We start from the raw sequence: 12041 nt of genomic DNA, 5'->3' as shown, positions 1-12041 counted from the left end.
TTAATTTTTCATTATATTGCGCTTGTTCAAGAATCCAAGGATGTGCAATTAAATAAGATGTTTGAATACCAAAGTTTGGTTGAAGTATATAACAGCCTCAGAGAGCACAAAGTAAGGACCTTTTTTACGGGATTTGGGGTTATGTGGGCTATGATCATACTGGTTCTTTTGCAAGGAGGCGGCAGAGGATTTTATAAGGGTACCATGCAAAAATTTCATAACTATGGCAACGATATCATCTATATTCAGCCAGGCTATACAGCTGCTGGTAGGCTACCTTTGACTGAAGCGTTAGCAGACCATATGGTCCATCATTTGAATGTTTTTGAGGAGGCCATGCCTATTTTTGAGCATTATCATTCCATTTCGTATGCGCAAGAAAAACAAGACAGCCCTATTTTAGGTGTTCGGGTGGGGTATGAAAAAGTAAACAATTTAGCGCTTGCAGTAGGGCGTTTTTTTACTAAACGAGATCTAGCACAAAAATTACCGGTTTGTATACTTGGCTCAAAAATAAAAAATCAATTGTTTGGTACACATGCAGCCATTGGGAAGTTTATCTCAATAGGTAGTAGCATGGTTTGTATTATAGGTGTATTGGAAGTAGTTGATTATGAGAATGACAAGGCCGTAATTATTCCCAACACCTTCTTTAAAGTATTGTTTCCGACAAGCATTGATACCATTCATCGTATGAACTGTATCCTAAAGCCTAAACAAAACGCTAAAGATATAGAAAAAAAGATTCGAACGTATTTAGCTAAACGACTTCATTTTAAATGGGAAGATCGGTATGCACTGTATATTTTCCCTCCAGACAGAAGGGTTAAATTTTTTCAAACGCTTTTTGTAGTTATACAGGGATTTATTTGGCTGATTAGTTTATGTTTTTTGTTAAGTGGTCTCTTTAATGTTGGGAATATGATGTTAGTTGTAGTGCAGGAACGTACGCAAGAAATTGCCATTCGTAAGGTGCTTGGGGCTGGATCAAAAGATATCATAGGGCTAATTTTACTGGAATCAATTATTATTAACTTGATGGCTGGTATCATTGGTATAAGCATAGGCATAGGCTTGATACAATGGATTAACCGTTATCTATTGCCTATTATCGCTAAGCATGCGGGTTGCACTGATTTTGAATATTCATACACCATTGCGTTGGTTTCCCTAGCCATTTTGGTATGCTCAGGTTGTTTGGCTGGTCTTATCCCTGCTAAAAGGGCATTGTACATTAAACCAATAGATGCTTTAAATAATGAATAAATAATGCGTATTATAACTAAACTTGTGGTAGTCTTGTGTGTAGTAGCTGGAGGCTATTTTGCTTATTCTAAAGTTTATAAAAGGTTACCTACAGTGACCATTAAAACAGAGCAGCCTACCCGTAGAAATATTGTACATAAAAAAGTTTTTTCTGGTAATTTAATACCCCATAAAGAAATTAAACTAAAGACACATATGACCGGTGTGGTAGAAAAGTTATTTGTGCGGGTAGGGGATTATATCCCACAGGGAGCAGCTATTGCTCGTATTAAAATACAACCCAGTACCAAAGCAATAGAGGATGCAGAGAGTAAGTTACGTTTAGCTTCTATTGCACGCAACGAAGCTAGAACTAATTTCCTGAGAAATGAGCAACTTTTTAAAAAAAAGATGTTAGCAAAGCAAGCATATGAAAAGTTTGTAACCGATTGGGAAAAAGAAAAAGAAAATTTTGCTATGGCCCAAAAACATTTGCAAATTGCCCAGCGTGGATACACCAAAGAAAAAGGTATAGATGTAAATGTTATTAAAGCTACTACAAAGGGAACCATTTTAGCGTTACCAGCTAAAGAGGGCAGTATGGTGCAAGAAACGAGTACCCAATCTGAAGGTGGAACTACTGTGGCCATTATTGGAGACATGGATCAATTTATGTTTTCTGCACAAGTAACTGACCTAGATGTAGTGTACCTTACCAAAGGAATGACTTTTGAAGCCTCATTAAATGCCTTTCCAGAGGAAAAATTCCAAGTTACGTTAACTACCATTGCACCGAAGGCCAATGAAAAAGGATTAGAAAGAGGAGACGTTAAGTTTGATATAGAAGGTACTATATCAAAACCAAAAAAATCCAAAATTATATTACGTGCTGGTTATGTAGTACTTGCAGAGGTAATAGTGGAGCAAGTGCAGCAGGTATTAGCCATACCAGATAAAATGATTCAAGAAGAAGGCCATACTTATTTCGTAAAATGCTGGAATGGAACTGAAAATATTAATAAAAATGTTGTACTAGGGCTATCAGATGGCCTCTATACAGAGATTAAAGAAGGCCTTACCGAGGCAGATCAACTCATTATAGAGGAATAATTGGCATGATCCAAATTCAGGCGTTATATAAATCCTACCAAACGGGTACGATTACCAGAGAGGTATTGAAGGGCATAAATTTTCATCTTGAAAAGGGAGATCTTGTGGCTTTAATGGGACAATCTGGTGCTGGCAAATCTACACTGTTGAATATTATTGGTATATTAGACAATTATGACAAAGGGGATTACTACCTCAATGGGGTCCATATAAAAAACCTTTCTAGCCAACAAGCTAGTAAGTATAGAAGTCAGTTGATTGGTTTTGTTTTTCAACGTTTTTATTTAATTCCCTTTAAAACTGCTTTAGAGAATGTAGCTTTGCCACTTTATTACCAAGGTATAGAAAGGCAGGAGCGCCACAAACGTGCATTAGCCATGCTCGATAGGGTGGGATTGTCTGCCCATGCCTATAATAAGCCGAACGCACTTTCGGGTGGTCAACAACAAAGAGTGGCTATTGCACGCGCATTGGTAACGGCTCCTCCCTTAATTTTGGCAGATGAACCAACAGGAGCCTTAGACAGTAGTACTTCTCATGAGATTATGGCGCTGCTTAAGCAAATGAATAAAGAGGGAAATACTATTCTTATTGTAACACATTCCCTTCAGGTAGCACGGCAATGTAATAGTATTCAAGAAATTTCAGATGGGAAAATTGTTCAATAATTTTTTGTTAAATAGGTTGATGATGGAAAAATGGGTTAAATGGTTGCGCTTAGGTATAATAGGCAGTGGCATATTTTTAATGCATGTAACAGCAAATGCTAAGGAAAAGCCCATCAGCTTACAAGAAGCAATAGACATGGCCTTAAAAGAAAATTTGGATATTCAAATAGCTGGAAACAAAAAAAAAGAATCGCTATTGGAGAATAGAATTGAAAGTGTTAACCTATGGTTTCCTACAGTTGCCTACAGGCTGGGCCAACAGAATAGTTGGCGTAAGGAAGGTGCAAATTTTTCCTTTCAATCAGATCCCATTACATTAACATGGAAATTAGACCTTTTTAATAATATTTTTGCTACTAAGATTCGCCGTAAAAACAATATAGTAGTTAACTTAACTGCAGTAAAATCAGTAAGTGAAATATTACAACGCGTGGTTACCTCTTATTATGCACTGGCATTGGCACAAAAAAGATGGGAACTGTCTAATACCCTTGTCAGGGTTGCGGCAGCCAAGTTAAAAATAGATGAAGAAAAATTTAGATTGGGAATAGTATCAAAAATAGATTATTTCAATGCTGAATTGACCTTAAAAAAAGCAAAATTAACCTGGTTGGAGGACCAGGAAGCACTTAAAAAAAATCGCCGCCATTTAAATATAATATTTGGCAAGCCACTACATACAACCATACTGGTGCAATCAGATACCTCTGTTCAACCTATGTGGGATATTACGGCCATTACAAAGGAAAAAGTGGTTGATTTGGAAACAGTTATACAAGAAAACAAAGTAGCCATAGCTGCCACTAAATTAACGCAAACTAAGGTCTCTTATCCACTTTCCTGTTTAAGCATATCTAGTAATTTTTGCTTGAATGATGGTTATACGTATGATTTTAAAAATAGTCCGGTGGGTAAGCAGCAACCCTTTAGCCATACGAATGAGACCTTTAGCAAGTCGCTAAATATTGGGATTAGTCTTAATCTAGATATAGCTGGCTTGCTATTGTTACCTGCACGAATTCAAAAAGCACGTATGCATTTAAATCATGAAAAACTTAATTTAACTAAAGACAAGCTAACGGCAGAAGCCCATTTAGAAGATAAAAGAGGGGCCTATGATCATCTTATAGCTTCACATAAAATAGTAAAAGAGAAACTGCAGCTACAAAAACAAAAATTAGTGGTTGCAAAAGAACAGTATCGACTTCATCAAATACAGCTACTTGAATTGCGGGAAGCAGAAAAAGAGGTTCAACAAGCAGAATACGATGTAATAGATGCAGTTTTTAAAGTAAAAAAAGCAGAATTTGAGTTGTATCATTTGATGGGAGGGAGGGATTTTTTTGTACAAAACATCAAAAAGGGTAGTACTATTAAACTGCGTTAGATATCTAATCTAGCCGTATTCGTTCACCCAATGGCCAATTAAAAATAGTGCAATAATGCAAGGCCATAAAAAACGCGCCTTGAACAAAGGTGTGACTAGAAAAGTTCAGTCTGAAAGGTAGTAGAAAATCAGCCTGTTTGAGCCCAAGGCTGCAAGCCTGGGCGAGTTCTGATTTTCAGCTTTCAGATTGAACTTTTCAACACCTTTGTTCACCAGCGCTTGATTTTTTTTGGCTACTTTTTTTGATCAAGCAAAAAAAGTAGCTGTAAAAGAAGTAGCCTTAAAAGAAGTAGTTTTTTTAAATGGATAAAATCAACAATTATTAAATATTAGCCATTTTCTGTAATCTACAAAATATGGTTATGCAAGTGAACGGATGTCTTTAATCAGCTTGGTGAAAAATTTTTTTCTGCATTTTGGGTGGTTATCGATGCAATTTCTGTTAATGTTATCTGTTTTATTTCTGCAAGTTTTTCTGCGATGTAAAGTAAATAACCTGGTTCATTGCGTTTGCCCCGATAAGGTTCCGGTGTTAGATAGGGGCTATCTGTTTCTAAAACCAAATGTTTAAGGTCTATAGCTGCTATTGTTTCTGCCAATCCGCTTTTTAATATGGTAATAAGGCCGCCAACACCTAGGCTGAAACCCAATTGTATATACTTTTCTGCCTCTATTAAATTGCCTGAAAAGCAGTGAATAATACCTCGTAATGAGCCATCTTGTGCTTTTTCTAGCAATTGCATCATCTCCTTAGAGGCATTTCTACAGTGAATCGAAAGGGGAAGATGATAGGCCTTAGCTAGGTTAAGTTGGATAGTAAATGCTTCTTTTTGCTCCTTCCATAGAGCAGTATCATGGTATAAATCTATCCCTATTTCACCAATTGCTACAAAAGAGTCTTTAGCAAGCCATTCCTCTACTAGATATAGTTGAGAGGTAAAATTTTTTGTTATATGACAAGGATGGATACCCATCATGGGCAGACACGTAGTAGGGTAGGCTGCTGCCACATCCATCATGCTTGCTATGGTTCCTTCATGTATGTTGGGCATGTAGATTTTGGCAACATAATTTTTTTGTGCTCTTTCTAACGATAGTGATAATTCTTTTTGACAATCAATTGTATATAGGTGTGCATGTGTATCAATAAGTTGCATAATGCATAAAAGGTTAATGGTTATCTATTAGCGTTGACCTGGTTCCCAGTTCGATAACTTCCATGTTACCAATTTTGTTGTTATCTATTTCGAAACGTAAAAGCGTACGCATGTAATGTGCACCATGGCGTCCAGCCGCACCCGGATTGAGATAAAGGAGCGGAGGGCGTTTTATATCGCGCATAACACGTAAAATATGTGAATGGCCACATACCAAAATGTCGGGTTGTTTTTGACTGAGTTTTGCACGTATAAGCGGTGTGTATATAGGGGGTATACCGCCTATATGGGTCATCCATACCTTGATTTGTTCGCATTGAAAAATTTGGAATTCAGGAAATTTTTGTCTTATGGCCTTTTCATCAATATTGCCATATACTGCTCTAAAGCAGTTAAAATTATCGAATGCGGCTAGCAATTTGGGATCTCCAATATCTCCTGCATGCCACACTTCATTACACTTTTCAAAGTGATCAAAGATTTTAGGATCAAGCCATCCATGGGTATCAGAGAGTAAACCAATTTTCATAATTAGGCACAAGTAAAAGTTTGTTTTGTCCCCAATTGCACAACAAATTTATTATGGTTTATCATACGTAATGTTATACTGCAATAGGCGCTTGAATAGCTGGATAATGGTTATAATGTAGTAGTGTAAAATCTTCATAAACAAAACTAAACAAATCTGTTACCTCTTGACGAACTTGCATGGTAGGCAATGCATAGGGTTCTCGCTTGAGTTGTAAATTTGCTTGTTCAAGGTGATTATGGTATAAATGGGCGTCTCCTAATGTATGGATTAAGCTACCAAGCTGTAGCTTACACACCTGTGCCATCATTATGGTTAACAATGCGTAAGAGGCAATGTTAAAGGGAACTCCTAAAAAAACATCTGCACTACGCTGGTAAACTTGACAAGATAGTTTGCCATTTGCTACGTAAAATTGAAAAAAAGCATGGCAAGGAGGCAATGCCATTTTAGGAATTTCCCCTACATTCCAAGCACTGATCAATAATCTACGGGAATCTGGGTTACATTTGATTTCGTTTATAATAGAGCTGATTTGATCAATTTTTTCTCCTGTTGCGGTAGGCCAACTCCTCCACTGGTAACCATAAATAGGGCCCAGTTCTCCCTCCTTCGTTGCCCATTCATCCCATATAGTAACCCCATGCTTGTGTAAGTAAGCTATATGGGTATGACCGCTTAAAAACCAAATCAATTCATGAATAATAGAGCGTAGATGAACTTTTTTTGTGGTTACTAGTGGAAATCCATTATTTAGGTTGAATCGCATCTGATAACCAAAAATACTTTTGGTGCCTATTCCCGTCCGATCTTTTTTGTCAATACCCTCTGCTATAATATGCTGGAGTAAAGTTAAATATTGCTTCATGTCTTTTACAAGTCAAGATTTGATCTTTAAATATAATATAGTTTAATATATAATATGGTTTAATACGTCTTTTTGTTAAAATATGGCTGCTACGCAGGTGAGCGGATACAGCATACAAAAGAGCGACTATTATAGTATAAGTATAATGGATATATAACTAAATTATACTATAATGGATAGGTAACCAACCTGCAAGTATTACCTATAGAGCTTGTGTTAATCAATAGCTCACTTTGGGTTACATGCTTCTTTATTTTATGCCTGTTGGTAGTGTAATGTTTAAAAAAATAAATTTAAATTTATATGATTTCCAGATATTTTTATACATATTTTTCCAATCAGATATTATTTATCTGAAAAATATTTGCGCGTTTAAAAAAACAATGTATCTTTGCATTAGGGTTTCCCAATTAGGGAACTAAAGAAAATTGATAAAATCATTTACAAATCTTATCTAGCGCCAACGCGGTGTAACGGGATTAAAATTTAAAATCATCGATTTTCGATGATTTTTGAAAATATGTTCTTTGACTTATTGTAAAAGCAAAAAATGGGGTAGATGCATTTTTGAAAAAAAATGCGCATATTCCAATTTCAAGAGTATGTAAGAAATAATAAAGGGCGTATGGGGGATGCCTTGGCTCTTAGAGGCGATGAAAGACGTGATAAACTGCGATAAGTTGCGGGGATTGGTCTGTACGAGTTGATCCGCAAATGTCTGAATGGGGCAACCCACTCTAATTTATAGAGTATTTCTTGCTTTAAGCAAGAAAAGCAAACCTGGAGAACTGAAACATCTAAGTATCCAGAGGAAGAGAAAACAAATAGTGATTCCATAAGTAGTGGTGAGCGAACGTGGAAAAGCCCAAACCATAGTAGTTTTGGCTATTGTGGGGTTGTAGGACCAACGGAATAAGCTAATATCAAGAACTTAAATTATCTTGGAAAAGTAAGCCATAGAAGGTGAAAGCCCTGTCGAGGTAATTCTTATTAGTTTGGTTGGTATCCTGAGTAGGTCAGTCCCGGTGAAAGGCTGACTGAATTTGCCGGCACCATCCGGTAAGGCTAAATACTCCTAAGAGACCGATAGTGAACAAGTACCGTGAGGGAAAGGTGAAAAGTACCCTGAATAAGGGAGTGAAATAGTACCTGAAACCATACGCTTACAAGCAGTCGGAGTTTTTTTAATTAAAATGACGGCGTGCCTTTTGTATAATGAGCCTATGAGTTAATCTTTTCTGGCAAGGTAAATCCTTTTGAAAGGAAAAGCCGAAGCGAAAGCGAGTCTGAATAGGGCGTTAAGTCAGAGGAGTTAGACGCGAAAGCCGGTGATCTACCCATGACCAGGTTGAAGCGTTGGTAAAACAACGTGGAGGACCGAACCAGTGAATATTGTAACGTTCTTGGATGAGTTGTGGGTAGGAGTGAAAGGCTAATCAAACCGGCAGATAGCTCGTACTCTCCGAAATGTTTTTAGGAACAGCCTTAAGCGTATACTGATAGGGGTAGAGCTACCGATGGGACTAGGGGGGTAACCTACCGTGTCCAGACGAACTCCGAATACTATCAGTTTTACTTAGGAGTGAGGGTTAGGGCGTTAAGGTCCTGATCCGAGAGGGAAAGAACCCAGACCATCAGCTAAGGTCCCCAAATATATACTAAGTTGAACTAAGAAGGTCCAGTTGCTTAGACAGTCAGGATGTTGGCTTGGAAGCAGCCATTCATTTAAAGAGTGCGTAACAGCTCACTGATCGAGCGACAGGGCGTCGATAATGAACGGGCATAAAGTATATTACCGAAGCTATGGCCTTGCCTGCCTTAGGGCAGGCAAGGGGTAGGAGAGCATTCTAATGAAGCCGAAGCTAATAAGTGATTATTAGTGGATTTATTAGAAAAGAAAATGTAGGCATGAGTAACCAAAATAATGGTGGGAAACCATTACACCGTAAGACTAAGGTTTCCATGGCCATGGTTGTCATCCGTGGGTTAGTCGGGCCCTAAGCTGAAGCCAAATGGCGCAGGCGATGGATAATCGGTTAATATTCCGATACTAGCTAGTAATAGAGATGGGGGGACGAAGGAGTGAAAGGCCTGCCTTCTGACGAATTAGAAGGTTAAAGCCCGTAGATAATAGGTGTAGCAGGCAAATCCACTACACTTGTCGAAGGTAATAGTACTGTGATCCTTCGGGAGAGCAGATAATGGCCCTAATCATACTTCCAAGAAAAGCCTCTAATTGTTAAGTGCTAGCTAACCGTACCGTAAACCAACACAGGTAGTCGAGGAGAATATCCTAAGGTGTTCGAGTGATTCGTGGCCAAGGAACTCGGCAAAATAGCCCTGTAACTTCGGGAGAAAGGGTGCCTCGCTAATCCTCTTTTTGAGGGTTGGAAGGCCGCAGTGAAGAGGCCCAGGCGACTGTTTACCAAAAACACAGGACTTTGCAAAATCGAAAGATGAAGTATAAGGTCTGATACCTGCCCGGTGCTGGAAGGTTAATAGGAGGGGTTAAGTCGTAAGGCTGAAGCTCTAAATAGAAGCCCCAGTAAACGGCGGCCGTAACCTTGACGGTCCTAAGGTAGCGAAATTCCTTGTCGGGTAAATTCCGACCTGCACGAATGGTTTAACGATCTGGGCGCTGTCTCAGCCACGAGCTCGGTGAAATTGGAGTGGCGGTGAAGATACCGTCTACCCGCAATGGGACGAAAAGACCCCATGAACCTTTACTATAGCTTAACATTGATAATATGTGGATAATGTGTAGGATAGGTGGGAGGCTACGTAAGTAGTCGTCGGTGAAATACCACCCTTTATCTATGTGTTATCTAATTCTTCGGAGAAGAAGACAGTGTTTGGTGGGTAGTTTGACTGGGACGGTCGCCTCCTAAAGAGTAACGGAGGCTTTCAAAGGTACCCTCAATACGGATGGTAATCGTATGTAGCGTGCAATAGCATAAGGGTGCTTGACTGTGAGACAAACAAGTCGAGCAGAGTCGAAAGACGGATATAGTGATCCGGTGGTTCCGAATGGAAGGGCCATCGCTCAAAGGATAAAAGGTACTCTGGGGATAACAGGCTGATCTCCCCCAAGAGCTCATATCGACGGGGAGGTTTGGCACCTCGATGTCGGCTCGTCACAACCTGGAGCTGAAGCAGGTTCCAAGGGTTGGGCTGTTCGCCCATTAAAGTGGCACGCGAGCTGGGTTCAGAACGTCGTGAGACAGTTCGGTTTCTATCTATTGCGGGCGTTAGAAGTTTGAGAGGGGCTAACCTTAGTACGAGAGGACCAGGTTGGGTAAACCGCTGGTGTATCAGTTGTGACGTCAGTTGCATTGCTGAGTAGCTACGTTTATAAGAGATAAGTGCTGAAAGCATCTAAGCACGAAACTCGCCTCAAGATGAGACTTCAATAAGGGTGGTTAAAGATGATGACCTTGATAGGTTACAAGTGTAAAGTCAGAAATGGCAAAGCTGAGTAATACTAATTACCCGAATGTTTCTTACATATGTGCTTGATTTTGCTTTTACAATAGTCAATTACTATATTATTTTGTATGTAATTTGTACCATTTAATGTGGCAAAAATATATATATTACCATATCTGTATATATTATATTATTCTGTATATAATATATTATTATTACAGTTATTACAGGGGATTTGAAAAGGATTTGAAAAATAAAGGTGACGAAAGCGCTGGTGTACACCTCTTCCCATTCCGAACAGAGCAGTTAAGCCCAGTAGCGCCGATGGTACTCCGGTAACACGTGGGAGAGTAGGTAGTTGCCATTTTTAATTTTTTGTAGAGCGCTAATTATTATAGATGATTAGCGCTTTTTTTATGTGCATAATAGATCTGTTCGCGTGCGTGGCTATTGAAAAATGGCTGTCACGCATGTAAACAAATACTCTTTATTATTACCGTATGTGCTAATATGAATTGTTAGCTATGAATTGTTAGCATCCTTTAGCATCCTAGTTTGTTAAAAATAAAAATTATTATGTATATTCCGGTATAGGCCTATTTTCAACTACTGGTTATCCAGTAGTATCAAGTAGGATATAGTATTAAAACATCATATATAATATAAATTAAAATTTATTTCTTTATGTATACTTTAAATATTACTAAAAAGCTATTTCTATTTTACATAGTCGCTTATCAATTTGGTTGTTCTAATGGAAAACAACAGGTCAATCCTTCACCAAATCCAAATCCAAATCCAACTAGTTCAGATTCAGAATGTTCTTCGTACACTGAAGAAGCATCTGGATCTAATGATCCGGCTGTTACTTACGATAAGATTCGTGAGGATTCTGTTAATAAATTTGATATCAGAAAGATTAGAGATGCTATGGATGTTTTTACATCGGCCAAGCATATAGATACTATTGGTAATATCGATATGTTTACTTTTAAGAGCGGAGCATCAGGCATTTCAGGTGGAAAGTTACACAGTAAGGTTGCATATGGTAGCGCGGTCAATGAGATTGCTAAAGTCTATCAGGGTTTTCATGAGCTTTATACAGAGGTAAAAAAAGCGGCTGAGGACGGTCTAGCTATTAAAGAAGAAAAAGAAGAAAAAGAAGAAAAAGAAGAAAAAGAAGAAAAAGAAGAAAAAGATCATAAAAATGCGCCTTGAACAAAGCTGTGATTAGAAAAATTCAGTCTGAGAGCAATGTAGAAAATCAGCCTGTTTGAGCTTACTCTTCGTCTTTGGAAAGCTGGCTGCGTTCCGCTTCGGGATTCAGCGTACTCACATAGTGGGTACTATGCTGCGTGCGCTTCACCCTCGTGCGCCTTGCCAGCTTCCCAAATCTATTGAGTAATCATAGAGCGAGTTCTGATTTTCAGCTTTCAGACTGAATTTTTAACAGCTTTGTCCACCAGCGCTTGATTTTTTTTGGCTACTTTTTTTGATCAAGCAAAAAAAGTAGCTTTAAAACTTTAAAAGAAGTAGCTTTAAAAAAAATGGATAAAATCATCAATTATTAAATATTAGCTATTTTCTGTAATCTATTAAAATATGGTTGCCCCGCAGGTAAACGGATACATATTTTCAATTACTGGTTATC

8 protein-coding genes and 2 rRNA genes are annotated in these 12041 nt (G+C 38.3%); 7 read left to right on the top strand and 3 right to left on the bottom strand.

What is annotated here, in order from left to right; translation table 11 throughout:
* Window positions 1–42: 42 nt before the first annotated feature.
* From EDM02_RS04155 to EDM02_RS04140, 4 genes are read left to right on the top strand one after another with little or no spacing between them, the layout of a single operon-like run.
* Window positions 43–1266 (top strand): ABC transporter permease, encoded by a 1224-nt coding sequence (locus EDM02_RS04155; protein ID WP_123663325.1) that lies wholly within the window; start codon window positions 43–45, stop codon window positions 1264–1266.
* A gap of 3 nt (window positions 1267–1269) precedes the next feature.
* Window positions 1270–2355: an efflux RND transporter periplasmic adaptor subunit gene (locus tag EDM02_RS04150; protein ID WP_123663322.1), complete on the top strand. Its 1086-nt coding sequence runs from the start codon at window positions 1270–1272 to the stop codon at window positions 2353–2355.
* 5 nt (window positions 2356–2360) lie between these two features.
* Entirely contained in the window at window positions 2361–3023 is a 663-nt protein-coding gene (locus EDM02_RS04145) for an ABC transporter ATP-binding protein (RefSeq protein WP_123663320.1), read from the top strand.
* A gap of 4 nt (window positions 3024–3027) precedes the next feature.
* Complete coding sequence (locus tag EDM02_RS04140) at window positions 3028–4410, top strand: TolC family protein (protein ID WP_221179606.1); 1383 nt, start codon at window positions 3028–3030, stop codon at window positions 4408–4410.
* A 386-nt stretch (window positions 4411–4796) separates the two neighbouring features.
* On the opposite strand, the gene EDM02_RS04135 is transcribed toward EDM02_RS04140, so the two are convergent.
* The 3 genes from EDM02_RS04135 to EDM02_RS04125 form a co-directional block, all read right to left on the bottom strand.
* Entirely contained in the window at window positions 4797–5567 is a 771-nt protein-coding gene (locus EDM02_RS04135) for a TatD family hydrolase (RefSeq protein WP_123663316.1), read from the bottom strand.
* A 13-nt stretch (window positions 5568–5580) separates the two neighbouring features.
* On the bottom strand, window positions 5581–6096 hold the full coding sequence (locus EDM02_RS04130) for a metallophosphoesterase family protein (RefSeq protein WP_184891140.1): 516 nt from the start codon (window positions 6094–6096) through the stop codon (window positions 5581–5583).
* Between the two features lie 73 nt (window positions 6097–6169).
* Window positions 6170–6964: a thymidylate synthase gene (locus EDM02_RS04125; protein WP_123663314.1), complete on the bottom strand. Its 795-nt coding sequence runs from the start codon at window positions 6962–6964 to the stop codon at window positions 6170–6172.
* Between the two features lie 604 nt (window positions 6965–7568).
* On the opposite strand from EDM02_RS04125, the gene EDM02_RS04120 reads away from it, so the two are divergent.
* From EDM02_RS04120 to EDM02_RS04110, 3 genes are all read left to right on the top strand, one after another.
* Window positions 7569–10470: ribosomal RNA gene (locus tag EDM02_RS04120) — 23S ribosomal RNA — on the top strand.
* Window positions 10471–10645: 175 nt separating this feature from the next.
* Window positions 10646–10757, top strand: a 5S ribosomal RNA gene (gene rrf / locus EDM02_RS04115).
* Between the two features lie 317 nt (window positions 10758–11074).
* Complete coding sequence (locus EDM02_RS04110) at window positions 11075–11608, top strand: hypothetical protein (RefSeq protein WP_123663313.1); 534 nt, start codon at window positions 11075–11077, stop codon at window positions 11606–11608.
* The last annotated feature ends 433 nt before the right edge of the window (window positions 11609–12041 follow it).

It is taken from the genome of Candidatus Cardinium hertigii (assembly GCF_003788695.1).
This window is presented reverse-complemented; position numbering and strand designations above follow the sequence as displayed.

Bases quoted from the DNA above. Each gene is read 5' to 3' on its own strand.
- EDM02_RS04150 (WP_123663322.1), top strand. From the start codon at position 1,270: ATGCGTATTATAACTAAACTTGTGGTAGTCTTGTGTGTAGTAGCTGGA.
- EDM02_RS04145 (WP_123663320.1), top strand. From the start codon at position 2,361: ATGATCCAAATTCAGGCGTTATATAAATCCTACCAAACGGGTACGATT.
- EDM02_RS04135 (WP_123663316.1), bottom strand. From the start codon at position 5,567: ATGCAACTTATTGATACACATGCACACCTATATACAATTGATTGTCAA.
- EDM02_RS04130 (WP_184891140.1), bottom strand. From the start codon at position 6,096: ATGAAAATTGGTTTACTCTCTGATACCCATGGATGGCTTGATCCTAAA.
- EDM02_RS04125 (WP_123663314.1), bottom strand. From the start codon at position 6,964: ATGAAGCAATATTTAACTTTACTCCAGCATATTATAGCAGAGGGTATT.
- EDM02_RS04110 (WP_123663313.1), top strand. From the start codon at position 11,075: ATGTATACTTTAAATATTACTAAAAAGCTATTTCTATTTTACATAGTC.